Raw genomic sequence first — 23,759 nt, forward strand, 5'->3', positions numbered from 1 at the left:
GGCGCCGCCTTCGCCGGCAGCTGAGGCCGGGCGCCCGGACGCACCCGGGCACCCACCACGTACTCAGCCCGCACATGAGTACGCACCCCGTGTCGAAGCACCCCACGGCGCACGACAGTTGGACCCATGAACGGCCTCTACGCTCTGAAGCCCTGGTACGCGGACCGGCTCTCCGGTGTCCGTGCCTCGCTGGTCCGCCACGAGGTGTCGCCCGACACCGTCACCGCGGCCGGCGTGCTCGCCGCGGCAGGCGCCGCCGCCGCACTGGCCTGGCTGCCCGCCGGCCCCGCCGCCCTGCCGGTCGCCGTGCTGCTCGCGGCCCGGCTCGCCTTCGCCAACCTGGACGGGGCGCTGGCCCGCGACACCGGCCGCACGACGCGGCGCGGCGCGATCCTGAACGAACTGGGCGACCGGGTGGCGGACCTCCTCGTGCTGGCCGGCTTCCTCACGCTCGCCCCGCTGTGGCTGGTGGCGCTCGCCGGACTCGCGGCCACCCTGCCGTCCTGGGTCTCGCTGGCCGGGGCCGCGGCCGGAGCGCCCCGGCGCAACGGCGGCCCGGTCGGCAAGACCGAACGCTGCCTGCTGGCCGTGGTCGCGGCGGCGAGCGGCTGGGCCGTACCCGTACTGATCGTGATCACCGCGGGCTCACTGCTCACCGCCGCGCTCCGGCTGACCGGCCTGTGGCGGGAGACAGCATGAGCGCCCTGCTGATCGCCGAGGAGGCCGCCGCGCGCGCCGTGCCGCTGGTCGCGGGTGTGCTGGGCGCGGGCGGGGCGGCCGTCGCCGTCCTCCCCTCGAAGATGCGGATGCGGGCCGAGCTGCGCAGGCGGTGGCGGACCTGGGCGCTGGTGGCGCCCGTCTTCCTCGGGCCCTTCCTGCTGGGCGGCGGCGGTACGTTCGCGCTGGCCGCCGGGCTCGGAGTGGTCGCGGCGGGCGAGTTCGTCCGGATGGCGGGGCTGCGGCGCGGTGACCACGCGGTGCTGGTGGCGGCCGCGCTCGTGCTGCCCGCGCTGGCCTGGCTCGCGCCCCACCTGCTGGACCTGCGAGCTGCGGCGCTGCTGCCGGTCGCCGCCGCGCTCCCCCCGGTGCTGGGCGGCGACGACCGGACCGGCTTCACCCGCAGCGCCCGGACCGCCTTCGGGCTGCTGTGGATCCCGGTCGCGCTGACCGGCCTGGTGACGCTCGGCGGGACCGCGGTCGCGACGGGCCTCGCGGTGGCGCTGGGCGATGTCGGCGCCTGGTGCGGCGGTACGGCACTGGGCCGGCGCGGTCCGCTCGCCCGCCCGCTGTCGCCGCTCTCCCCCAACAAGACCTGGGCGGGCGTGCTCGGCGCGGCCGCCGCGACGGCCGGACTCCTGCTGGTGCTGGCCGAGTTCAGCCTGCCGCTGTGGGCGGCGGCGACCGGCGGCTGCGTCCTGGGCGACCTGGTCGAATCGATGGTCAAGCGCGAGTCGGGGGTGAAGGACGCGGGCAGCTGGCTGCCCGGTTTCGGCGGCCTCCTCGACCGGATCGACTCCCTGCTCGTGGCCCTTCTCCTGGCGATGGTGATGACCTGATGAACACCCTCACGCGCCCGCCCGGACGGGCCCTGCTCCCGGTACGGTCGCGCTTCGCCGCCTCGCTGAGGCGCACCCTGTGGTGGACCGCCCTCAGCCTCACCGGCGGGGTCGAGCGGCGCGGCCGGCTGCCCCGGGGCGGCTGTGTGGTGGTCGCCAACCACTCCTCGCACGCCGATACGGCCGCGCTCCTCGCGGCGCTCGACGCCCGGCACGGCCCGGCGATCGGGGCGGCGGCGGACTACTGGTTCGCCTCCCCCTGGCGGCGCCGGATCTGCCGCAGGCTCGCGGCCGGGTTCCCGGTGCGGCGGGGCGGCGGCGGGATGGACGACCTGCTGTCGATGGCCGGTGAACTGCGCGCGGGCCGGGCGGTCGTGCTGTTCCCGGAGGGCACCCGGGGCGGGGACGGCGAACTGGGCTCCTTCCACCGGGGCGCGCTGGTACTGGCCGAGGAGGCGGGGGTACCGGTCGTGCCGGTGGGCATCGCCGGGACGGACCGGCTGCTGCCCAAGCACGGCCGGCTGCGGTCCGCGCTGGTCCGGGTGACGGTCGGTGAGCCGCTGCCTCCGGCGGTCACCCCCGGCCAGGCCCGTGACGCGGTGCGGGCGCTGCACGACCGGACGGCGGCCGAGCCGCTGCGGGACTCGGCGACCAGACGACGGGTGGCGGCCGTCGTCACCTCACGGTGGGGGCTGCCGCTGGCGTTCTGCTGGGCGTTCGCGGAGGCGCTGAGCTGGCCGCTGATGCCGGAGCTGCTGCTGGGCGCGGTGTGCGTGGCGGCGCCCAGCGCGGCGCTGCGGATGTCCCTGGGCGCGCTCGCGGGGAGCCTGGCCGGCGGACTGCTCGCGCTCCAGCTGGCCTCGGCCGGGGTCCAGTTGCCCGCGCCGCTGACCACGGACCGGATGCGCGCGCAGGTCCGGCACGAACTGGCGCTGGAGGGCGCGTCCGCGGTGCGCCACCAGCCGTGGAACGGCGTCCCGTTCAAGGTGTACGGCGCGCAGGCCGGGCGCGCCGGGGTCCCGGCGGCGGACTGGCTCGGCGCGTCGGCGGCGGCCCGCGGCTCGCGCACGCTCACCGTCGGACTCGGCCTCGCCGGGTTCGGGCTGCTGACGCGCCGCCACCGCCGCCACTACGGCCGCTACCTCGCGACTCTGGGCGGCGGCTTCGCGGTGGGACTCTCGCTGATCGTGCACGGCTGGACCTGAACCGGCCGCGCTGCGACGGCCCCGCCGGACCCGCCCCGCCGAAATGGAAACCGCCCCCCGGCCGGCAGGGGAACCGGTCGGGAGGCGGGAATCGTGGCGGGGCGCCGGGAGGGCGGCGCCCCGGAGGGTCAGCCCTGGTGAGGGTCAGCCCTGGTGGGGGTAGGTGTACTCGGTCGGCGGGACCAGCGTCTCCTTGATGGCCCGGGTCAGGGTCCAGCGCTGGAGGTTCTGGGGGGCGCCCGCCTTGTCGTTCGTACCCGAGGCACGGCCGCCACCGAAGGGCTGCTGGCCGACGACGGCACCGGTCGACTTGTCGTTGATGTAGAAGTTGCCCGCGGCGTACCGCAGCTTCTCCATCGTGTACGCGGCCGCGGCGCGGTCGTTCGAGATGACGGCACCGGTCAGGGCGTAGTCGGAGACCGACTCCATCTGCTCCAGCATCGCGTCGTACGCGTCGTCCTCGTAGACGTGAACGGCGAGGATCGGGCCGAAGTACTCGGTCGTGAAGACCTCGTTCGCCGGGTCGCTGCACTCGATGACGGTCGGGCGCACGAAGTAGCCCACCGAGTCGTCGTACGTGCCACCGGCGATGATCGTGCACGCCGGGTCGGCCGCCGCTCGGTCGATGGCGGCCTTGTTCTTCGCGAAGGAACGGTCGTCGATGACGGCCCCCATGAAGTGCGACAGCTCGGTGACGTCGCCCATGGTGATGGCGTCGACCTCGGCCGCGAACTTCTCCTTGAAACCGGAGTTCCAGATGGAGGCGGGGACGTAGGCGCGCGAGGAGGCCGAGCACTTCTGGCCCTGGTACTCGAAGGAGCCCCGGGTCAGCGCGGTCTTCAGCACGGCCTGGTCGGCCGACGGGTGGGCGACGACGAAGTCCTTGCCGCCGGTCTCACCCACGAGACGCGGGTAGGTGCGGTAGTTCGCGATGTTGTTGCCGACCGTCTTCCACAGGTGCTGGAAGGTGGGGGTCGAGCCGGTGAAGTGGATACCGGCCAGGTCGCGGTGGTTCAGGGCGACGTCGGAGACGGCGATGCCGTCACCGGTCACCAGGTTGATGACGCCCTTGGGCAGACCGGCCTCCTCCAGGAGCTGCATCAGCAGCACGGCGGCGTGGGTCTGCGTGGGGGACGGCTTCCACACCACTACGTTGCCCATCAGGGCGGGCGCGGTGGGCAGGTTGGCCGCGATGGCCGAGAAGTTGAACGGCGTGATCGCGTAGACGAAGCCCTCCAGCGGGCGGTGGTCCATGCGGTTCCACACGCCGGCGGAGTTGGCCGGGGGCTGCTCGGCCAGGATCTGGCGCGCGTAGTGCACGTTGAAGCGCCAGAAGTCGACGAGCTCGCAGGGGCAGTCGATCTCGGCCTGCTGGGCGGTCTTGCCCTGACCGAGCATCGTGGAGGCGGCCAGCGTCTCGCGCCAGGGGCCGGAGAGCAGCTCGGCGGCGCGCAGGATGATGGCGGCGCGGTCGTCGAAGGACATCGCGCGCCAGGCCGGAGCGGCGGCGAGGGCGGCGTCGACCGCGTCCTTCGCGTCCTGCTCGGTGGCGCCGGCGTACGTACCGATGACGGCCTTGTGGTTGTGGGGCTGTACGACGTCGAAGCGCTCGCCGCCGCCCATCCGCTTCTCGCCGCCGATGGTCATCGGCAGGTCGATCGGGTTCTCGCTGAGCTCCTTGAGCTTCGCCTCCAGGCGGGCGCGCTCCGGGGAGCCCGGGGCGTAGGAGTGGACCGGCTCGTTGACCGGCGCGGGGACCTGGGTCACAGCGTCCATGGGTTCCGTTGCTCCTTCAGTAGAGGGGAGGGGGGGAGGGGGCTCAGCCCTTGGTGAGGATGGAGCGGCCGAAGAACAGCAGGTTGGCCGGCTTCTCCGCGAGGCGGCGCATGAAGTAGCCGTACCAGTCGGTGCCGTAGGCGGTGTAGACGCGCATGCGGTGGCCCTCGGCCGCGAGCCGGATGTGCTCGTCGCTGCGGATGCCGTACAGCATCTGGAACTCGTACTCGTCGAGCTTGCGGCCGGCCTTGCGGCCCAGCTCCTGGGCGATGGCTATCAGACGCGGGTCGTGGGACCCGATCATCGGGTAGCCGTCGCCGTCCATCAGCGTCCGCAGGATGCGGACGTACGCCTTGTCGATCTCGGCCTTGTCCTGGTACGCGACGGAGGCGGGCTCCTTGTAGGCGCCCTTCACGATACGGACGCGGCTGCCGGCGTCGGCCAGGCGGCGCGCGTCGTCCTCGGTGCGGAAGAGGTAGGCCTGGATGACGCATCCGGTCTGCGGGTGGTCCTTCCGCAGCTCCTCGTGGATGGCGAACATCGAGTCGAGGGTGGTGTGGTCCTCGGCGTCCAGCGTGACCGTGGTGCCGATCGCCGCGGCGGCCTCGACGACCGGGCGGACGTTGGCGAGGGCCAGCTCGTGCCCTCCGTCCAGCGCTTGGCCGAACATGGAGAGCTTGACGGACATCTCGGCCTTCGTGCCCAGACCGAGGTCCCCCAGGCGGCCGACGAGCTCCAGGTAGGCGTCGCGTGCGGCGGCGGCCTGCTCGGGCGTGGTGATGTCCTCACCGACCACGTCCATGGTGACTTCGAGGCCCTTGCCGGCGGCGTCCTCGATGATCGGGACGACCTGCTCGACCGTCTCACCGGCGATGAACCGGCCGACGACCTGCTTGGTGCCCGGGGCTGCCGAGATGAAGCGGCGCATCTTGTCGCTGCGGGACGCGGCGAGAATCACGGGACCCAGCACGGGGCACCTCCACGGAAAGTACGGACGAAGGCCGTACCGCGACGGCCGAACGCGAGGTTCGGAAAGCGGTACAACACGGAGAACCACCGTGAAATCTATGGATCTCTCCGATCCTGGGCCATCGACAGCTGTCACGCATCCGTGCCCTGGATCTCAGACATATGTCTGAAGGGGTGCGAGAATGGCCGGGTGAAGGGCGATTACCAGGAGCTGGTCGACGAGATCTCCGGGCTGCTCGGCGCTCCCGCGACGCTGGAGAACCGGGACTTCGGTCTGGTCGCCTTCGGCGCCCACGACAGCGACGACGACACGGCGATGGACCCGGTCCGCACCCGCTCGATCCTGACCCGCCGCTCGACCCCCGCGGTCCGCGCCTGGTTCGAGAACTTCGGCATCACCCGCGCCACCGGCCCCGTCCGCATCCCGGCCGCCCCGGAGGCGGGCGTCAACCGGGACCGGATCTGTCTTCCGGTACGCCATCGGGGTGTGGTGCTCGGCTACGTCTGGCTGCTGGACGCCGACCCCGGGCCGACCGACCAGCAGCTGGCGGCGGCGATGCAGGTGGCGGCCCGGATCGGGGCGCTGCTCTCCGACGAGGCGCGGGCGGGCACCGACCTGTCCCGGGAGTTCGGCGCGGTCATCACGGCGGCGCGCGGCTGGCAGCGCGACATGGCGGTGGCCGCGCTCAGCGAGGCGCTCGGCCCGGACGCGGAGGGGCTGCACACAGTGGTGTGCGTGACCCCGTGGCGGGACGACCCGCCCTCGGTGCGCACCCTGCCCTCGGCGGCCGCCCTGTCGCCCGCCCCGTCCGCGGACACGGCGGGCACCCCGGCCCTGGCCGCGCTGGTCCGGCTGCGCTCACCCGAGGTCCTGGACCCGGCGCTCACCGCCGCGGACCGGCTGCGCGCCACCGCGGGCGCCGCCGCCACCGCCGGGATCGCCGTACCGCGCCGGGGCCTGACGGAGCTGGCCGACGCCTGGCACGAGGCGTCCGCCGCGAACCGGGCGGCAGCGGCGGAGACCAGGTTCGGCCCGGTCGCCCAGTGGTCGGCCATCGGCCCGTACCGCCTGCTGACCGCCCTCGCCCCGGACACGCCGCCCGACCACACGGTCCGCCCGCTGCTCACCCCGGCGCACCGGGACCTGGCCCGTACCGCCGAGGTGTTCCTCGACTGCGCGGGCCAGGCGTCCCGGACCGCCGGTGAGCTGGGCATCCACCGCCAGACGCTCTACTACCGGCTCTCCCGGGTCCAGCAGCTCACCGGCCTCGACCTGAACGACGGCGAGGACCGGCTGCTGCTGCACATGGCGCTGAAGGCGTCCCGGCTCTGAGGACCCGCTCCCGGATCTACGGCCAGGACGGCGGGTCCGGCGCGACGAGCGGCCCCCACGCCGCCAGGTCGCCGTGCGGCGTCGAACGTCCCCCCGCGCGGGCGCTCATGCCGCGCCGCCCCCGAACTGGGGCGCCCGGCCCTCCAGTACGGCCTTCAGCCCGTCCGTCAGATCCTGTGCGGAGGGCGCGGAGTCACTGTCCATCAGCCACTGGACCATGACGCCGGCGAGCAGCGCCTGGCAGAAGAGGCCGGCCACGCGCGCCTTCTCGGGCTCGGTCTCCGGGTCGATGCCCAGCATGTTCTCGGCGAGCCCGTCGCGGCCCTCGCGCTGGGGGCCGGCGAGGGACTTCTGCAGCTCGGGGTCGGAGTCGATGCGCGAGATGACCTCCATCTGGAGCTGCCAGACGGCGCGGGTCTGCTCGTAGCTCCCGATCACCCGTTCCCAGGTCTCGCGGAACTGGTCGAGCGGTGCGGCCGGCACCTCGGGCCGGGCCTCCTGCTCAGCCTGGCCCTCCTTGGTCAGCACGTCGCCCCACTCCTCGGTCACCTTGAGGAAGGCGAGGTTGAGCAGGGCCTCCTTGGAGCCGTAGTGGTAGCCGATGGAGGCGAGGTTCGTCCCCGAGGCGGCCACGATGTCGCGGGCCGTCGTCCGGGCGTACCCCTTCTCCAGCAGGCAGCGCTTGGCGCCTTCGAGCAGATCCTCACGATGTCCCATGACAGCAGCGTACCCGGCATGCAGACGTTTGTGTAAGACGCACGTCTAGATGCCGGGTACGAGGGTTGCGGAACCGCTCAGTCGGTGAGGTTGACCGAACGGGCCGAAGCCGCGCCGATCTCGGCCGAGATCTCGGCGAGCACCGACGGCGGGACGTCGTCGTCGACGGTGAGGACGACCAGCGCCTCGCCGCCCACATCGGCCCGCGAGACCTGCATGCCGGCGATGTTCAGCCCGGCCTCACCGAGGATCTTGCCGACCGCGCCGACGACACCGGGGCGGTCGTCGTACCGCAGGACGACCATGTGGTCGGCCAGCGCCAGGTCCACGTCGTGGTCCCCGATCGCGACGATCTTCTGGTGGTGCTTGGGACCGGCCAGCGTGCCGGAGACCGCGATCTCCTCGCCACTGGCGAGGGTGCCGCGGACGGTGACCACGTTGCGGTGGTCGGGCGACTCGGAGCTGGTGGTGAGGCGGACCTCGACACCGCGCTCCTGCGCGAACAGCGGGGCGTTGACATAGCTGACGGTCTCGGCGACGACGTCCTCGAAGACGCCCTTGAGCGCGGAGAGTTCGAGCACCTTGACGTCGTGCTGGGTGATCTCGCCGTAGACCTCGACGTCGAGACGGGCCGCGACCTCGCCCGCGAGGGCGGTGAAGATCCGGCCGAGCTTCTCGGCGAGCGGCAGGCCGGGGCGCACGTCCTCGGCGATGACGCCGCCCTGGACGTTGACCGCGTCGGGCACGAGCTCACCGGCGAGGGCCAGGCGGACGGACTTGGCGACGGCCACGCCGGCCTTCTCCTGGGCCTCGTCGGTGGAGGCGCCGAGGTGCGGGGTGCAGACGACCTGGTCGAACTGGAACAGCGGGGAGTCCGTGCAGGGCTCCTTGGTGTACACGTCGAGCCCGGCGCCCGCGACGCGGCCCTCCTTGAGGGCGGAGGCGAGCGCCTCCTCGTCGACGATGCCACCGCGCGCGGCGTTGACGATCCGCACCGAGGGCTTCACCTTGTGCAGCGCCTCGTCACCGATCAGGCCGAGCGTCTCCGGGGTCTTGGGGAGGTGCACGGTGATGAAGTCGGAGACCTCGAGCAGCTCGTCCAGCGAGAGGAGCTTGACGCCCATCTGCGCGGCGCGCGCGGGCTGCACGTAGGGGTCGAACGCGACGATCTTCATCCCGAAGGCCGACATGCGCTGGGCGACCAGGACGCCGATGCGGCCGAGGCCGACGACACCGAGGGTCTTCTCGCTCAGCTCGACGCCCGTGTACTTGGAGCGCTTCCACTCGCCGTTCTTGAGGGCGGTGTTGGCCTGGGGGATGTTGCGCGCGGTGGCGACCAGCAGACCGCAGGCCAGCTCGGCGGCGGTGACGATGTTGGAGGTCGGCGCGTTCACGACCATCACACCGGCCTTGGTGGCCGAGGAGACGTCGACGTTGTCCAGACCGACACCCGCGCGGGCGACGACCTTCAGCTTCTTCGCGGCGGCGATGGCCTCGGCGTCGACCTTGGTGGCGGAGCGCACCAGGATGGCGTCGACATCGACGATCGCGGGGAGGAGCTCGGCGCGGTCCGCGCCGTTGCAGTGCCGGATCTCGAAGTCCGGGCCCAGGGCGTCCACCGTGGCGGGCGACAGCTCTTCAGCGATGAGTACGACAGGTTTCGAGCTCACGTGAGTCCTCACAGGTCCAGTGCGGACGGCCGTCCCGACGGCCGCAGGCGGTGGAGGGGCTTGCCGCGTGGAAGACGCACGACACTGTGGGCCTGACGCGTGTATGTGTGGAGCAGTGTAGTCATGCGCGAGGACGCATACCGCGCCCCGTTGGAAGGATCACCCGCACGGGGCTGGACGACTTGTACACACGTACGACGCCGCCTCTTCCAGCGGTGAAGCAGGGCGGAAGCCCGAAGGGGCGGACCCGGGGGTCCGCCCCTTCGGGCTTCGGTGTTACGCGTCGTCGTCGTTGACCCAGCTCATGAGCTTGCGGAGCTCACGGCCCGTGGTCTCCAGCAGGTGGTCGCTGTCGGCCTTCTTGTACTCGTTGTACTTGGGCAGACCGTTGTGGTACTCCGCCATCCAGGCCTTGGCGAAGGTGCCGTCCTGGATCTCGCCGAGGATCTTCTTCATCTCGGCCTTGGTGGCGTCGGTGATGATGCGCGGGCCGGTGACGTAGTCGCCCCACTCGGCGGTCTCCGAGATGGACCAGCGCATCTTCTCCAGGCCGCCCTCGTACATGAGGTCCACGATGAGCTTCAGCTCGTGCAGGCACTCGAAGTACGCGATCTCCGGCTGGTAGCCGGCCTCGGTCAGCGTCTCGAACCCGGCCTTCACCAGGGCGGCGGTGCCACCGCAGAGAACGGCCTGCTCGCCGAAGAGGTCGGTCTCGGTCTCCTCGGTGAACGTGGTCTTGATGACGCCGGCGCGGGTGCCGCCGATGCCCTTGGCGTACGAGAGCGCCAGCTCCAGGCCCTTGCCCGTGGCGTCCTGCTCGACGGCCACGATGCACGGAACGCCGCGGCCCTCCTCGTACTGGCGGCGGACCAGGTGACCCGGGCCCTTGGGGGCGACCATGCAGACGTCGACGCCCGCCGGCGGCTTGATGAAGCCGAAGCGGATGTTCAGGCCGTGGCCGAAGAACAGCGCGTCGCCGTCCTTGAGGTTGTCCTTGACGGACTCCTCGTAGACCTGGGCCTGGATCGGGTCCGGGACGAGGATCATGATGACGTCGGCCTCGGCGGACGCCTCGGCCGGGGTCACCACACGCAGGCCCTGCTCCTCGGCCTTGGCCTTGGACTTGGAACCCTCGTGCAGACCGACACGGACGTCGACACCCGAGTCGCGCAGCGACAGCGCGTGGGCGTGGCCCTGGCTGCCGTAACCGAGGACCGCGACCTTGCGGCCCTGGATGATGGACAGGTCGGCATCGTCGTCGTAGAACAGCTCGGCCACTGGGTCTTCTCCTTGGTGTGCAGGTGTTGCGTCCCACCGTACGGCGGGGTGCGTCAGTTACGTTTTCGGGTCTCGCCATACGAGCGGCGAGGCGGCGGCTACGCCGTGCGGTCGAGGGCGCGCAGGGAACGGTCGGTGATCGAGCGCGCGCCACGTCCTATGGCGATGGTGCCGGACTGGACGAGCTCCTTGATGCCGTACTGCTCCAGCATCTTGAGCATCGCCTCCAGCTTGTCGGCTCCGCCGGTCGCCTCGATCGTGACTGCCTCCGGGGAGACGTCCACGGTCTTGGCGCGGAACAGCTGGACGATCTCGACGATCTGGGAACGGGTCTCGCTGTCGGCGCGGACCTTCACCAGGACGAGCTCGCGCTGGATCGCAGCGGCGGGCTCGAGTTCGACGATCTTCAGGACGTTGACCAGCTTGTTGAGCTGCTTGGTCACCTGCTCCAGGGGCAGGCCCTCGACATTGACCACGATGGTGATGCGAGAGATGTCGGGATGTTCGGTGGTACCGACCGCGAGCGAGTCGATGTTGAAGCCGCGGCGGGAGAACAGTGCGGTGATCCGGGCGAGGACACCGGGCTTGTTCTCGACCAGGACGGAGAGCGTGTGCTTGGTGGACATGGAAGTCGGTCTCTCTCTGTCTCTCAGTCGTCTTCGTTGTCGCCGAAGTCGGGGCGGACGCCCCGGGCGGCCATGACCTCGTCGTTGGAGGTGCCTGCGGCGACCATCGGCCACACCATGGCGTCCTCGTGGACGATGAAGTCGATGACGACCGGGCGGTCGTTGATCGAGTTGGCCTCGGCGATGACCTTGTCCAGGTCGGCCGGGTCCTCGCAGCGGATCGCGTAGCAGCCCATGGCCTCGGACAGCTTGACGAAGTCGGGCACCCGGGTGCCCTTCGCCGGGACGCCGTCCGTGTCGGTGCCGGAGTGCAGCACCGTGTTGGAGTAGCGCTGGTTGTAGAACAGGGTCTGCCACTGGCGGACCATCCCGAGCGCGCCGTTGTTGATGATCGCGACCTTGATCGGGATGTTGTTGAGCGCGCAGGTGGTGAGTTCCTGATTGGTCATCTGGAAGCAGCCGTCGCCGTCGATCGCCCAGACCGTGCGGTCCGGCATGCCGGCCTTGGCACCCATCGCAGCCGGGACCGCGTACCCCATCGTCCCGGCGCCGCCGGAGTTCAGCCAGGTGGCGGGCTGCTCGTACTTGATGAAGTGCGAGGCCCACATCTGGTGCTGGCCGACGCCGGCCGCGAAGATCGTGTCCGGCGGGGCGAGCTCGCCGACGCGCTGGATGACCTGCTGCGGCGAGAGGCTGCCGTCCTCCGGCAGGTCGTAGCCGACCGGGTAGGTGTCACGCCACCGGTTGAGGTCCTTCCACCAGGCTTCGTAGTCGCCGGTGTTGCCCTCGGTGTGCTCGGCCTGGACCGCCTGCACGAGATCGGCGATCACCTCGCGGGCGTCACCGACGATCGGCACGTCGGCGGCGCGGTTCTTGCCGATCTCCGCCGGGTCGATGTCGGCGTGCACGACCTTGGCGTACGGGGCGAAGCTGTCCAGCTTGCCGGTGACCCGGTCGTCGAACCGGGCACCGAGTGTGATGAGCAGGTCGGCCTTCTGCAGCGCGGTGACGGCGGTGACCGAACCGTGCATACCGGGCATTCCCACGTGCAGCGGGTGGCTGTCGGGGAAGGAGCCGAGCGCCATCAGTGTGGTGGTGACGGGCGCTCCGGTCAGCTCGGCCAGCACCTTGAGTTCGGCGGTGGCCCCGGCCTTCATGACGCCGCCGCCGACGTACAGCACGGGGCGCTTGGCCTGGACGATGAGCTTGGCGGCCTCGCGGATCTGCTTGGCGTGCGGCTTGGTGACGGGCCGGTAGCCGGGCAGGTCCTGGGTGGGCGGCCAGCTGAAGGTGGTCTTCGCCTGGAGCGCGTCCTTGGCGATGTCGACCAGGACCGGTCCCGGACGGCCGCTGGAGGCGATGTGGAAGGCCTCGGCGATCGTGTGCGGGATGTCCTCGGCCTTGGTGACCAGGAAGTTGTGCTTGGTGACCGGCATCGTGATGCCGACGATGTCCGCCTCCTGGAAGGCGTCGGTCCCGATGGCGGCGGAGGCCACCTGGCCGGTGATCGCGACGATCGGCACCGAGTCGAGGTAGGCGTCGGCGATCGGCGTGACCAGGTTGGTCGCGCCGGGGCCGCTCGTCGCCATGCAGACGCCGACCTTGCCGGTGGCCTGCGCGTAACCGGTGGCCGCGTGACCGGCGCCCTGCTCGTGACGGACGAGCACGTGGCGGACCCGGGAGGAGTCCATCATCGGGTCGTACGCCGGAAGAATGGCGCCGCCGGGAATGCCGAATACCGTGTCGGCCCCCACCTCCTCGAGGGAGCGGATGAGGGACTGAGCGCCCGTGACGTGCTCAACGGTGGCGGACGACGATCCGCCGTTACGGGCGCGCGGCTGGGGATGGTGGGCCCCGGTGGCCTGCTCGGTCATCGGCATTCTCTTCTCGAAGCTGAGGGTTTTTGCGAGTGTTTTACGACGTTTTGCGTAGTACCGGTGCAACAAAAAACCCCTCGTGCCGTGAGGCAAGCGAGGGGAGCGCGCCGGTGCGGTCTGCAGAGTGTCAGTGCGGGACTCTGCTTCAGCCGACGCGCTTTCCAAGTACGAGAATTCGGGTGCGCATGGCATTGACCCTCTCTCCGACGCACTCGGCGTGTCAAGTGGGTGGGACGGGCGTCTCAACATGTGAGCCGGTGAGGAGCGGGATCGAGCCGCCCGCCAGGACCGGCTGCGCGGGGCCGCCACCGGGCACCGGGAACTCGCCGCGGACCAGGGCGCGGCGCAGCCGGTACTCGTCCAGCGGCCCGGAGAAGGCCATCCCCTGGCCGTGCGTACAGCCCATGGCACGCAGCGCGAGGACCTGTTCCGGTACGTCGACGCCGTCGGCCACGGACTGCATGCCGAGGTCGCACGCGATGCGCAGCAGCCCGCTGGTGATCTTGTGCAGCCGGGCGGACTCGACGACGCCCTCGACCAGGCCGCGGTCCAGTTTCAGTACGTCGATGGGGAGCCGGCGCAGGGCGTTGATCGCGGCGTAGCCGCTGCCGAAGCCGTCGAGCGCGATGCGCACGCCGAGCCGGCGCAGGGCGACAAGCCGTTGTTCGAGTTCGTCGAAGGAGACTCTCGGGTCGCTGTCGGAGACCTCGATCATGAGCGCCCCCGACGGCAGCCCGTAGCGGGTGAGCAGTGCCTCGACGGAACCCAACGGCGGCCCCTTGTCGAGCAGCCTGCGGGCGGAGAGCCGGACGGCTACGGAGACCTGGTGTCCGGCGCGGGCCCGGTCGGCGGCCTGCTCGACGGCCTCTTCGAGGAGCCAGCGGCCGAGCTCGGCGGTCCGGTCGCTGTCCTCGGCGACGCGGAGGAACTCGGCGGGGGTGAAGAGGATGCCCTGGGCGGAGCGCCAGCGGGCCTGCGCCGCGACGGCGGCGACCGTACCGCTGGTCAGGTGCACCACGGGCTGGTGGAGGAGCGCGAACTCGCCGTCGCGCAGGGCGGTGCGCAGCCGGGCGGCCAGTTCGGAGCGGCGTACCACCTCGGCCTGCATCTGCGGGGCGTACAGCTCGACGCGGTCCTTGCCGCCGGCCTTGGCGCGGTACATGGCGAGGTCGGCGTTGCGCATGAGGTCGTTGGGGGTGATGGCGGGCTCCGCGAAGGCGACGCCGATGGAGGCGGTGACCCGGACCTCGCCCGCACCGATCCGGTAGGGCCGGGAGAGGGTGAGGCGCAGCCGGTCGGCGATCTCGTGGACCTGGTACTCGCGGGCGGTCTGCTCGCGGCTGCCGTCCCCGACGATGAGTGCGGCGAACTCGTCACCGCCGAGCCTGGCCGCGGTGTCCCCGGCGCGTACGGAGTCCTGGAGGCGGCGGGCGGCCTGGATGAGGAGCTCGTCGCCCGCCTGGTGACCGAGCCGGTCGTTGGCGGCCTTGAAGCCGTCGAGGTCGATGAAGAGAACGGCGGTGCCCGCGTCACCGGACCGGCGGCCGCCGAGGGTGCGGCGGACCCGGTCAGTGAACAGTGCGCGGTTGGGCAGGTCGGTGAGCGGGTCGTGCTCCGCGTTGTGCTGCAACTGGGCCTGCAGCCTGACCCGTTCGGTGACGTCGCGGCTGTTGAGGATCAGCCCGCCCTGGTGGCGGTTGACGGTGGACTCGACGTTCAGCCATTCGCCGCTGCCGGACCTGAAGCGGCACTCGATCCGGGTGGTGGGCTCCTCGGCCGGCGGGGCGGCGAGGAAGCGGCGCACCTCGTGCACCACCGCGCCCAGGTCGTCGGGGTGGATGATCGAGGCCAGCTCGGCGCCGATCAGATCGTCGGCCTCGCGCCCGTAGACGCCGGAGGCGGCGGGGCTGACGTAGCGGAGTATGCCGGTGGGGGCGGCGATCATGATGACGTCGCTGGAGCCCTGTACCAGGGAGCGGAAGTGGTTCTCCTTCTGGGCCAGTTCCTGGGTGAGGGCGATGTTGTCGACGAGCATGATGCCCTGCCGGACGACCAGCGCCAGCACCACCGTGCACCCGGTGAAGACCACCACCCGGTCCACCCTGCGGCCCTCGATGACGTTGTAGAGGATGCCCAGGGTGCACACGGCGGCGGCGAGATAGGGCGTGAGCGCGGCCAGTGATCCGGCGATGGGTCGGCTGGTGGTACGGGGCGGTGCGGCCCGCTCCTGGACAGCGTTGTCCTCCTCGCGGCCGGCGCCCCAGGGCGCGTAGGCGAGGAGCAGCGAACCGGCGAACCAGCCCGCGTCGAGCAACTGGCCCGAGTGGTAGGTCTGGCGCAGCAGCGGCGAGGTGAACAGGGCGTCGCACAGGACGGTCAGGGCGAGGGCGGCGATGGCGGTGTTCACCGCGGCGCGGTTGACGCTGGAACGCCGGAAGTGCAGCGCCAGGACCATGGAGACCAGCACGATGTCGAGCAGCGGGTAGGCCAGCGAGAGCGCCGCCCGCGCCACGCTGGCGCCCTCGACGTCCGCCAGATGCGCTGTGTGGGCGAGGGCGAGGCTCCAGGAGAGCGTGAGGAGCGATCCGCCGATCAGCCAGGAGTCGAGCGCCAGGCAGACCCAGCCGGCCCGGGTGACGGGGCGCTTGGCGAGGACGAGCAGCCCGACGATCGCGGGCGGCGCGAAGCAGAGGTAGAAGAGGTCCGCGAGGGAGGGGCTCGGTACGGGGAGCCCGCGCACGAACTCGTACCACCCCCAGACCGCGTTGCCCCCGGCGGCCATCAGCGAGGAGAGCGAGAACAGCAGCCAGGCGGGCCGGAAGCGGTTGTCCGCCGCGCGGGCGAACAGGAAGCAGGAGACGGCGGCCGCCAGGGCGGCGGTGCTGAGGCCGAAGTCGCCCATGAAGAGCGCCATTCGTGCCGAGCCCCAGCCCAGCCCGGCACCCACCGCGTATCCGGCGCAGGCGAGGCCGAGGAGGAGCTGAGGCAGGAGCGCGGGCGTCCTGCCGACGGCCGCCCCCCGGGCCAGTAGGGCTCCGCGGGTGCTCGCCGGCGCGCTCACCGGGGTGCCCCCGCGGTCGCCGGACGGAGGCGGCGCCGGCGCACCGGACGCGCCGCCGGCCGTCCGTGGCCACCCCGCCGTGTCGGATCGTTCGCCCATCGGCCGTACATCGCCCGTCGCCCCCTCGCGTGTGGCTTCCTCCCCGGCGCCGTCCCTTCCACGGCGCAGCCTCCCTTTCGGGACGATACACCAGACTCGTCACGCAGGGACATAGTTCCTCTACTCTCCGTGACGACCTGGGGAGTTGTCGGCCGCGAGTACCGCGGAGGGTGCCCGCGGCGCGGTCAGCCGGTGGTGCGCACGACGTTGTGGAGCGGTTCCCCGGCGGCGAACCGGCTGAGCTGTCCGGCGATCAGCCGCTTGGCCCGGGGCAGGAACGCCGAGGTGCTGCCGCCCACATGCGGAGTGATCAGGACGTTCGGAGCATGCCAGAGGGGATGGCCGGAAGGGAGTGGTTCCGGGTCGGTGACGTCGAGTGCGGCGTGCAGCCGGCCGGACTCGAGTTCGGACAGCAGGGCCTTGGTGTCGACGACGCCGCCCCGGGCGACGTTCACCAGCAGTGCTCCGTCCCGCATCGCCGCGAGGAAGTCCGCGCTCACCAGGCCCTGTGTGGAGGGGTTCAGCGGGGTGGACAGAATCACGATGTCGGCCTCGGGCAGCAGCGCGGGCAGGTCGTCGAGCGTATGTACGGGCCCGCGTGCGGTTGTCCGCGCAGAGCGTGCGACGCGCGTCACCCGCGCGCACTCGAAGGGTGCGAGCCGGTCCTCTATCGCGGAGCCGATCGATCCGTACCCCACGATCAGCACCGACTTGTCGGCCAGCGCCGGGTAGAACCCGGCCCGCCACTCCTCGTTGTCCTGGCCGTGCACGAACCCGGGGAAGCCGCGCAGGGAGGCGAGGATCAGGGCGAGGGCCAGCTCGGCGGTGGACGCCTCGTGGACCCCCTTGGCGTTGCACAGCCGCACACCGGCGGGCAGCAGGCCCAGCCCCGGCTCGACGTGGTCGATGCCCGCGGAGAGGGTCTGCACGACCTGTACCGAGCTCATCCCGGCGAGCGGACGGACCGCGACCTGGGGGCCCTTCATATACGGAACGACGTAGAACGCGCAGTGCGCGGGGTCGGCCGGGTAGTCCTGCTCGCCGTTCCAGAAACGGTAGTTGAGACCCTCGGGGAGCCCCTCGATCCCGTCGGCCTCGATCGGCAGCCACACTTCGGGGGCAGCGATGGAATTCGTGGTGGAAGTCATGGTCAGGAGGCTATGCGACGGCGCGCGGGGAGCAGAGGTTAGTTTGTGGGTGCGGAGTGTGGCCCCGTGCCGGCGGGGCCGAGGAAGGGTGCGGGGAGTTGGAGCGCAGGAGTCTCGGCGCGGCGGCGCTCGCCGTGGGCGCGGTCGGTCTCGGCTGCATGCCGATGAGCTGGGCGTACGGCGCCTCGCAGCAGCGTGGCGACGGCGCGTTGCGCACGGTGCACGCGGCGCTAGACGCGGGCGTCCAATTGCTCGACACGGCCGATATGTACGGCCCGTTCACCAATGAGCTGCTGTTGGGGCGGGCGCTGAAGGGGCGCCGTTCGCAGGCCTTCGTCTCCACCAAGTGCGGGCTGTTGGTGGGTGATCAGCACATCGTGGCCGACGGCCGGCCCGGCTACGTGCGGCGGGCGTGCGACGCCTCGTTGCGCCGGCTGCAGACCGATGTGATCGATCTGTACCAACTGCACCGGGCCGACCCGGATGTGCCGGTCGAGGAGACCTGGGGTGCGATGGCGGAGCTGGTGGCCGCGGGGAAGGTCCGGGCACTGGGGCTGTGCGCGGTCGGGGCGCGGGCCTCGCGCCGGCCGGGGGCGCGGATGCACGACGCAACGATCCGCCAGCTGGAACGCGTACAGCAGGTCTTTCCGGTCAGCGCGGTGCAGGCGGAGCTCTCGGTGTGGTCGCCGCAGGCGCTGGACTCGCTGCTGCCGTGGTGTGCCGCACGGGGTGTGGGGTTCCTGGCGGCGATGCCGCTGGGGAACGGGTACCTGACGGGGACGCTCACGCCGGGGCAGGGCTTCGAGCCGGAGGATCTGCGGGCCCGGCATCCACGGTTCACCGCCGAGATGATGGCGGCGAACCAGCCGGTGGTGGTGGGCCTGCGGCGGGTGGCCGGCCGGCACGGGGCGACGCCCGCGCAGGTGGCGCTGGCCTGGGCGCTGCGGCAGGGCCCGCAGGTGGTTCCGGTACCCGGGACCAGGCGGGAGCGCTGGGCGGTGGAGAACGCGGGGGCGGCCGGTCTGACGCTGACGGAGCGGGACCTGGCGGAGATGGACCGGCTGCCGCCGGCGCGGGAGTCGTGGGACTGAGCGGGAGGCTCTCGGTGCCCGATCCCCGACCTCTGGTCTCTGATATCCGACCTCTGGTCCCTGATCTCTGAATCTCTGATCTCTGAATCTCTGATCGAGAAAGTCGGCCGTCATCGGGAACCTTGGGCCGGGCCGCGGTGTAAGAACAGTAGACAGGCGGCCGTCGAAGGGATCGGTGCGGTGTTCGGATCTGGGCAGGACCCGGTGGGGCGTGACACGACGTCTCACGGGAGTGGTCGCCTCACGCGGCCGAGTGCGGCACGGCGGGGTACGGGGGCGGGAGCGCGGCGGGGTGCGGTCGCCCTGCTGGCGAGCGGTGCCCTGCTGCTGGCCGCGGGATGTTCGTCGCAAGAGGGGGTGGAGAACACGGCGGGCCAGGGCGCGAGCTCACCGACCGGGTCGCCGAAGGCCGGATCGAGCAAGCCGGCCCCGCCCTCGCCGTCCGCCTCGCGTCCTGCGGCCGATCTGCCGCCCGCGAAGGGCTCGGTGAAGGTGGTCTCGACCCTCACGAAGGGGCTGGACTCTCCGTGGGGCCTCACGGCCCTGCCGGACGGTGACCTGCTGGTGTCCTCGCGCGACAAGGGAACGATCACCAGGGTGGACGCGGAGAGCGGGAAGAAGACGCTGCTGGGCGCCGTGCCCGGGGTGGCCCCCGACGGGGAGGGCGGGCTGCTGGGTATCGCGGTCTCCCCCGCCTTCGGCACGGACCACCTGGTGTACGCGTACTTCACCACCGCATCGGACAACCGCATCGCCCGCATGCTCTACGACGAGAAGGGGACGACACCCGGTCAGCTGCTGGGCGCTCCCGACACGATTCTGCGGGGCATCCCGAAGGGCTCCATCCACAACGGGGGACGGATCGCCTTCGGCCCGGACCACATGCTGTACGCGGGGACGGGCGAGACGGGGGATCACGGCTACGCGCAGGACAAGAAGTCACTGGCCGGCAAGATCCTCCGGATGACGCCGGACGGCGAGCCGCTGCACGGCAATCCGCAGGCCGACTCCGTGGTGTATTCCTACGGTCACCGCAATGTGCAGGGCCTCGCCTGGGACAGCCACAAGCAGCTGTGGGCGTCCGAGTTCGGCCAGGACACCTGGGACGAGCTGAACCGGATCGTGCCAGGTGGGAACTACGGCTGGCCGGACGCCGAGGGCAAGGCGGGCGAGAAGGGTTTCCTCGACCCCGTGGCACAGTGGAAGACGTCCGAGGCGTCGCCGAGCGGTATCGCCTTCGCCAAGGGTTCCATCTGGATGGCCGGTCTGCGAGGTGAGCGGCTCTGGCGGATCCCGCTCTCCGGCGACGAGAGCAAGGAACCTCTGGCGGCCCCGCAGTCGTTCCTGAAGGGGAAGTACGGCCGTCTGCGCACGGTGCTGGCGGCGGGCGGAAACAAGCTCTATCTCGTCACGAGCGAGACGGACACCCGTGGCACCCCGAAGCCGGGAGACGACAGGATCCTGGTGCTGGAGGTGCGGTAGCGGCTACAGCAGGCGGAAGGGTGCGCGGCCCGTGTTCAACTTCTTCGAGGAACTCTTCGCACCCGGCCGCAAGCACGCTGCCGAGGAACAGCGGCGGCTGGAGCTGAGCCGGGTGGATCTCGGCATCGGTGACCCGGCGCGCGGCCCGATAGACCTCACCTCGGGCAAGGTGGTGGTCCGCCGGCCCGGCACCGGGGACGCGGACGCCGACGCTGACGCGGATGCCGATGCGGGGGATGCGGCACCGCCCCGGGGCTCCGCCGCCGGGGACTGATCCGGCGAGGCACGGTCTCCCGCCGGCCCGGCCGCGAAGCCACACGTCACACGTCGCAAGAGCGTCTACGAGCCCGTCGGTGTGGGGTAGAGGCGCAGGCGGTGGGCGAGCGCGGCGGCCTCGCCCCGGCTGGCCACCCCGAGCTTGGCCAGGATGTTGGAGACGTGCACGCTCGCGGTCTTGGGCGAGATGTACAGCTCCTCGGCGATCCTGCGGTTGGTGTGGCCGTCCGCGACGAGCCGGTGCACGTCCTGCTCGCGCCGGGTCAGCCCGAAGGACTCCACCGCGGCGGCGGCCGCGGCCCTGAGCTGCTCCTCGGAGTGGTCCCGGCCGGTGGTCTGCTCGTCGGTGTCGCCGTCCGGGACCGTGACGGCCTCCACGATCCCCGCCCCGGAACCTGAACCGAAGCCGGGGCCGTGCGGCCCCTCGGGGGCGATGAGCCTGATGCGGGCACGGCCGGCCAGCAGCTCGATGGTCTCGGTCAGCGGGCGCGCGCCGAGGCGCAGGGACGTGCCGTGGGCGTCGCGCAGCAGGGCGGTGGCCGTGGCGCGGTCGGCGGAGGCCACGAGGAGCGCCTCGGCCCAGCGGTGACGGACCTGGGCCAGTTCGTACGGGCGGTCCAGCGGCGCGAAGGCCTTGGCCGCGAGGGACCAGTGGTCAGGGGTGTCGAGGCCCTCGGCGCGGGCCAGTTCGGCATCGACGAGCACGCCGTAGGCCGCCCATACCGGGACGAGCATCGGCAGCCGTTTGAGGTGGGTGCGGATCAGCGCGAGGTTCGCCGGCCGGCCCGGCTCGGTGGCGGGCAGGCCGCGGGCGTCGGCCTCGGCCGCCGCGACGACGTGCAGCAGAGGCAGGGCGTACCGCTGGGTGCCGGTGGGGAAGCCGGCCTCCGCCTGGGCCTCGAAGGCCGTCCGGGCCTCGCTGAGACGGCCCTGCTGCACGGCGAGGGTGATGGTGTGGCGCACGGCGTTGATGAAGTGCTGGGGCTGCGGGTCGCGGGAGCCGAAGCTTCGCTTGTTCAGTGCGAGTTGCCGTTCGGCCTCGTCGAAGTCTCCGCGTGCCAGGGCCACTTCGGTGCGGCGGGCGGCGACCAGGCCCTGGGCCTTGCGGGACTGCGCGACCCGGGCGGCGGCCTCGGTGGTGGCCAGGGCCTCGTCCCAGTGGCCCAGCGAGTACAGGGACATCGCCTGGTTGGTGCGGACCCAGGCCTCCGTGTCGGCTATGCCGTGACTGTGGCAGATCTCGATCCCGTGGTCGGCGGCGGCCACCGCTTCCAGGGAACGGCCCACGGCTTCGAGGGTCGAGGGGAGGTTGATGCTCGCGCGGCCCATGATGCCGACGAGGCACAGCTCGTCGGCCCGGTCACGGACGGCGTACATCTCCGCGATGCTGCCGTCGATGTCGCCGGCTTCGGCGGTCAGCCAGCCCCGGGTGAGCCGGGCGTGCAGCTCGATGTACTCGTCACCGACCAGCCGCGCGTACTCCACGGCCCGGTCCGCGGCGACGAGCGTGTCGGCGCCGGGCCGGTGCAGGGCGCCCCAGCCGGCCACCATCATCAGCACGTCGGCGTGCACGGCCGACGGGGGCAGTCCGCGGACGAGCTCCTCGGCGGTGGCCAGTTCCTCCCAGCCGTCGCCGCGGGCGAGATCCTGGACGAGCCGGGAGCGCTGGACCCAGAACCAGGCGGCGCGCAGCGCGTCGTTCTCGCCCTCCAGGATGCGCAGGGCCTTCTTGCAGAGGGTGAGGGCCCGTTCGCGGTCGCTGCCGAAGCGGGCGGCGACCGTGGCCTCCGCCATCAGGTCGATGTACCTCAGCGGGGTGGCGCTGTCGCAGCCGCAGGCCGGGTAGACCTCGGCGTAGTCGATGGGGCGCAGCGTGCCGCGCACCTCTTCGGGGGCGTCGTCCCACAGCTCCATGGCCCGTTCCAGCAGACGCAGCTGCTCGGAGAAGGCGTTGCGGTGGCGTGCTTCGACCGAGGCCCTCAGCACGGCGGGCAGGGCCTTGGCCGCGTCGTGCGCGCCGTACCAGTAGCTGGCCAGGCGGGTGGCGCGTTCCCCGTCGCGGACGAGGGTGGGGTCGGCCTCCAGGGCCTCGGCGTAACGGCGGTTGATGCGGGAGCGTTCGCCCGGCAGCAGGTCGTCGCTGACGGCCTCGCGGACCAGGGAGTGCCGGAAGCGGTAGCCGTTGCCCTCCGGGGTGGTGAGCAGCAGATTTGCGCCGACCGCTCCGCGCAGGGCTTCGATGAGGTCGTCCTCGGTGAGGCCGGCGACGGCGGCCAGCAGCTCGTACTCGACGGTGGAACCGCCTTCGGCCACGACCCGGGCGACCCGTTGTGCGTCGTCGGTGAGTGTTTCGACCCGGACCAGGAGGAGGTCGCGCAGTGAGTCGGGGACTCCGGCGCCGTCACCGCACTCCAGGCTGCAGGCGAGCTCCTCGACGAAGAAGGCGTTGCCGTCGGAGCGCTCGAACACCTCGTCCACCAGGGTGGGTTCGGGGGTGTCGGCGAGGATTCCGGCGAGCTGGCGGCGGACCTCGGCCCGGTTGAAGCGGGCGAGCTCGATGCGGCGGACGGTGCGCAGGCGGTCCAGTTCGGCCAGGAGCGGGCGCAGTGGGTGGCGGCGGTGGATGTCGTCGGCCCGGTAGGTGCCGACCACGACGAGGCGGCCGGTGCGCAGCGTACGGAACAGGTAGGCGAGGAGGTGGCGGGTGGAGGCGTCGGACCAGTGCAGGTCCTCCAGGACCAGGACGACGGCGCGCTGCGCCGAGATGCGCTCCAGCAGCCGGCCGGTGAGCTCGAAGAGCCGGGCGGTGCCGTGCTCGTCGGCCGAGTCCAGGCCCGGTTCGCCGAGTTCGGGAAGGAGCCGGGCCAGTTCGCTCTCCTGCCCGGCGCAGGCGGCGGCCATCTCGTCCGGGAGGGTGCGGCGCAGGGCGCGCAGGGCGGCGGAGAACGGGGCGTAGGGCAGGCCGTCCGCGCCGATCTCCACACAGCCGCCCACGGCGACGACGGCCCCGCGGCGGGCCGCCACGGCGAGGAACTCCTCGACCAGACGGGTCTTGCCGACGCCTGCCTCGCCGCCGACGAGCAGCGCCTGCGGTTCCCCGCAGGCGCAGCCGTCCGGGCCTGCGCCCTCGGCGGTGGCGCGGGCGAGCGCGTCGGTGAGTGAGGTGAGTTCATTTGCGCGGCCGACGAACACGGGACTGACTGACCTGGTCTCCACGGAGCCGAGCATCGCATACACGTCTGACAGCTCGGATCCGGGCAGCCGGCCGGACATCGTCTTTCGGCCCTTACGCGGCGTGCGCGAACCGTTGGCGATCGCTGTCCGCACTCACCGTCCTCTCGCGCTCCTTGCGTGCCGAACTGCGGGCGGCCCGGTCGGCGCGACGTGCTTCGCGGGCGAGCCGCTCGGCGTCGGCGCGGCGGATCAGTTCGGCCTGCATGACCTTGTGGAGCTCGAACTCGTACATGTGATTCCCCTGGTGACGTGGGCCGTTTGGCCCGGTGGCGGCAGTTCGTCTGCCGTGCCTCCACTCTCGTCCCCCAGGGGGTGGTGCCGCATCGGGCGAGTTCCGCATCTCTGGCGGCCCGACGCCTTA

General features: G+C 71.7%; 18 protein-coding genes. 7 read left to right on the forward strand and 11 right to left on the reverse strand.

Annotation, left to right across the window (positions count from 1 at the left end; genetic code table 11):
• Positions 1 to 126: 126 nt before the first annotated feature.
• The 3 genes from ACGFU6_RS16075 to ACGFU6_RS16085 are packed head-to-tail and all read left to right on the forward strand — an operon-like array spanning position 127 to position 2,761.
• On the forward strand, positions 127 to 699 hold the full coding sequence (locus tag ACGFU6_RS16075) for a CDP-alcohol phosphatidyltransferase family protein (RefSeq protein WP_393611314.1): 573 nt from the start codon (positions 127 to 129) through the stop codon (positions 697 to 699).
• The gene (locus ACGFU6_RS16080; protein ID WP_393611316.1) at positions 696 to 1,556 is read left to right on the forward strand and encodes a phosphatidate cytidylyltransferase; all 861 of its coding nucleotides are present in this window, start codon (positions 696 to 698) and stop codon (positions 1,554 to 1,556) included. The genes ACGFU6_RS16075 and ACGFU6_RS16080 overlap by 4 nt, the downstream gene beginning before the upstream one ends.
• Positions 1,556 to 2,761, forward strand: coding sequence for a lysophospholipid acyltransferase family protein (locus ACGFU6_RS16085; RefSeq protein WP_393611317.1), 1,206 nt, complete (start codon positions 1,556 to 1,558; stop codon positions 2,759 to 2,761). The genes ACGFU6_RS16080 and ACGFU6_RS16085 overlap by 1 nt, the downstream gene beginning before the upstream one ends.
• Before the next feature lie 144 nt (positions 2,762 to 2,905).
• Here the strand turns inward: ACGFU6_RS16085 and pruA are convergent, their stop codons facing one another.
• Positions 2,906 to 4,537, reverse strand: coding sequence for an L-glutamate gamma-semialdehyde dehydrogenase (pruA, locus tag ACGFU6_RS16090; protein WP_393611318.1), 1,632 nt, complete (start codon positions 4,535 to 4,537; stop codon positions 2,906 to 2,908).
• A 43-nt stretch (positions 4,538 to 4,580) separates the two neighbouring features.
• Entirely contained in the window at positions 4,581 to 5,507 is a 927-nt protein-coding gene (locus ACGFU6_RS16095; RefSeq protein ID WP_393611320.1) for a proline dehydrogenase family protein, read from the reverse strand.
• A gap of 189 nt (positions 5,508 to 5,696) precedes the next feature.
• On the opposite strand from ACGFU6_RS16095, the gene ACGFU6_RS16100 reads away from it, so the two are divergent.
• Positions 5,697 to 6,839 carry a PucR family transcriptional regulator gene (locus ACGFU6_RS16100; protein WP_393611321.1) on the forward strand — a complete coding sequence of 381 codons (1,143 nt, stop codon included), beginning with the start codon at positions 5,697 to 5,699 and terminating at the stop codon, positions 6,837 to 6,839.
• A gap of 105 nt (positions 6,840 to 6,944) precedes the next feature.
• On the opposite strand, the gene ACGFU6_RS16105 is transcribed toward ACGFU6_RS16100, so the two are convergent.
• The 7 genes from ACGFU6_RS16105 to ACGFU6_RS16135 all read right to left on the reverse strand — a co-directional run bounded on the left by ACGFU6_RS16105 (position 6,945) and on the right by ACGFU6_RS16135 (position 17,315).
• Positions 6,945 to 7,556 (reverse strand): TetR/AcrR family transcriptional regulator, encoded by a 612-nt coding sequence (locus ACGFU6_RS16105; RefSeq protein WP_393611323.1) that lies wholly within the window; start codon positions 7,554 to 7,556, stop codon positions 6,945 to 6,947.
• Positions 7,557 to 7,633: 77 nt separating this feature from the next.
• A complete protein-coding gene (gene serA / locus ACGFU6_RS16110) occupies positions 7,634 to 9,226 on the reverse strand; it encodes a phosphoglycerate dehydrogenase (RefSeq protein WP_123523383.1) in 1,593 nt (530 codons plus the stop codon).
• A gap of 276 nt (positions 9,227 to 9,502) precedes the next feature.
• Positions 9,503 to 10,504 (reverse strand): ketol-acid reductoisomerase, encoded by a 1,002-nt coding sequence (ilvC, locus tag ACGFU6_RS16115; RefSeq protein WP_393611325.1) that lies wholly within the window; start codon positions 10,502 to 10,504, stop codon positions 9,503 to 9,505.
• A gap of 98 nt (positions 10,505 to 10,602) precedes the next feature.
• Positions 10,603 to 11,130 carry an acetolactate synthase small subunit gene (gene ilvN / locus ACGFU6_RS16120; protein WP_073738667.1) on the reverse strand — a complete coding sequence of 176 codons (528 nt, stop codon included), beginning with the start codon at positions 11,128 to 11,130 and terminating at the stop codon, positions 10,603 to 10,605.
• Positions 11,131 to 11,153: 23 nt separating this feature from the next.
• Positions 11,154 to 13,010 (reverse strand): acetolactate synthase large subunit, encoded by a 1,857-nt coding sequence (locus ACGFU6_RS16125; RefSeq protein ID WP_393611327.1) that lies wholly within the window; start codon positions 13,008 to 13,010, stop codon positions 11,154 to 11,156.
• Between the two features lie 217 nt (positions 13,011 to 13,227).
• A complete protein-coding gene (locus ACGFU6_RS16130) occupies positions 13,228 to 16,167 on the reverse strand; it encodes a putative bifunctional diguanylate cyclase/phosphodiesterase (protein WP_393611328.1) in 2,940 nt (979 codons plus the stop codon).
• 185 nt (positions 16,168 to 16,352) lie between these two features.
• Positions 16,353 to 17,315 (reverse strand): 2-hydroxyacid dehydrogenase, encoded by a 963-nt coding sequence (locus ACGFU6_RS16135; protein ID WP_393611330.1) that lies wholly within the window; start codon positions 17,313 to 17,315, stop codon positions 16,353 to 16,355.
• 98 nt (positions 17,316 to 17,413) lie between these two features.
• Between ACGFU6_RS16135 and ACGFU6_RS16140 the strand changes: the two genes are divergently transcribed.
• From ACGFU6_RS16140 to ACGFU6_RS16150, 3 genes are all read left to right on the forward strand, one after another.
• A complete protein-coding gene (locus ACGFU6_RS16140; protein WP_393611332.1) occupies positions 17,414 to 18,406 on the forward strand; it encodes an aldo/keto reductase in 993 nt (330 codons plus the stop codon).
• 303 nt (positions 18,407 to 18,709) lie between these two features.
• Positions 18,710 to 19,888, forward strand: coding sequence for a PQQ-dependent sugar dehydrogenase (locus tag ACGFU6_RS16145; protein ID WP_393611568.1), 1,179 nt, complete (start codon positions 18,710 to 18,712; stop codon positions 19,886 to 19,888).
• Positions 19,889 to 19,919: 31 nt separating this feature from the next.
• Positions 19,920 to 20,162, forward strand: coding sequence for a DUF6191 domain-containing protein (locus ACGFU6_RS16150; protein WP_393611334.1), 243 nt, complete (start codon positions 19,920 to 19,922; stop codon positions 20,160 to 20,162).
• A 65-nt stretch (positions 20,163 to 20,227) separates the two neighbouring features.
• On the opposite strand, the gene ACGFU6_RS16155 is transcribed toward ACGFU6_RS16150, so the two are convergent.
• A complete protein-coding gene (locus ACGFU6_RS16155; RefSeq protein WP_393611570.1) occupies positions 20,228 to 23,392 on the reverse strand; it encodes an AAA family ATPase in 3,165 nt (1,054 codons plus the stop codon).
• A 58-nt stretch (positions 23,393 to 23,450) separates the two neighbouring features.
• A complete protein-coding gene (locus tag ACGFU6_RS16160) occupies positions 23,451 to 23,630 on the reverse strand; it encodes a hypothetical protein (RefSeq protein ID WP_393611336.1) in 180 nt (59 codons plus the stop codon).
• Positions 23,631 to 23,759 lie beyond the last annotated feature (129 nt).

Source organism: Streptomyces sp. NPDC048462, assembly GCF_043200175.1.
Classification (GTDB): Bacteria; Actinomycetota; Actinomycetes; order Streptomycetales; family Streptomycetaceae; genus Streptomyces.

Excerpts from the sequence above, each read along its gene's own strand:
- pruA (WP_393611318.1), bottom strand. The coding sequence starts at position 4,537 with ATGGACGCTGTGACCCAGGTCCCCGCGCCGGTCAACGAGCCGGTCCAC.
- ACGFU6_RS16155 (WP_393611570.1), bottom strand. The coding sequence starts at position 23,392 with ATGCTCGGCTCCGTGGAGACCAGGTCAGTCAGTCCCGTGTTCGTCGGC.
- ACGFU6_RS16105 (WP_393611323.1), bottom strand. The coding sequence starts at position 7,556 with ATGGGACATCGTGAGGATCTGCTCGAAGGCGCCAAGCGCTGCCTGCTG.
- ACGFU6_RS16130 (WP_393611328.1), bottom strand. The coding sequence starts at position 16,167 with ATGGGCGAACGATCCGACACGGCGGGGTGGCCACGGACGGCCGGCGGC.
- ACGFU6_RS16125 (WP_393611327.1), bottom strand. The coding sequence starts at position 13,010 with ATGCCGATGACCGAGCAGGCCACCGGGGCCCACCATCCCCAGCCGCGC.
- ACGFU6_RS16080 (WP_393611316.1), top strand. The coding sequence starts at position 696 with ATGAGCGCCCTGCTGATCGCCGAGGAGGCCGCCGCGCGCGCCGTGCCG.
- ACGFU6_RS16085 (WP_393611317.1), top strand. The coding sequence starts at position 1,556 with ATGAACACCCTCACGCGCCCGCCCGGACGGGCCCTGCTCCCGGTACGG.
- ACGFU6_RS16135 (WP_393611330.1), bottom strand. The coding sequence starts at position 17,315 with ATGACTTCCACCACGAATTCCATCGCTGCCCCCGAAGTGTGGCTGCCG.
- ilvN (WP_073738667.1), bottom strand. The coding sequence starts at position 11,130 with ATGTCCACCAAGCACACGCTCTCCGTCCTGGTCGAGAACAAGCCCGGT.
- ACGFU6_RS16160 (WP_393611336.1), bottom strand. The coding sequence starts at position 23,630 with ATGTACGAGTTCGAGCTCCACAAGGTCATGCAGGCCGAACTGATCCGC.
- ACGFU6_RS16075 (WP_393611314.1), top strand. The coding sequence starts at position 127 with ATGAACGGCCTCTACGCTCTGAAGCCCTGGTACGCGGACCGGCTCTCC.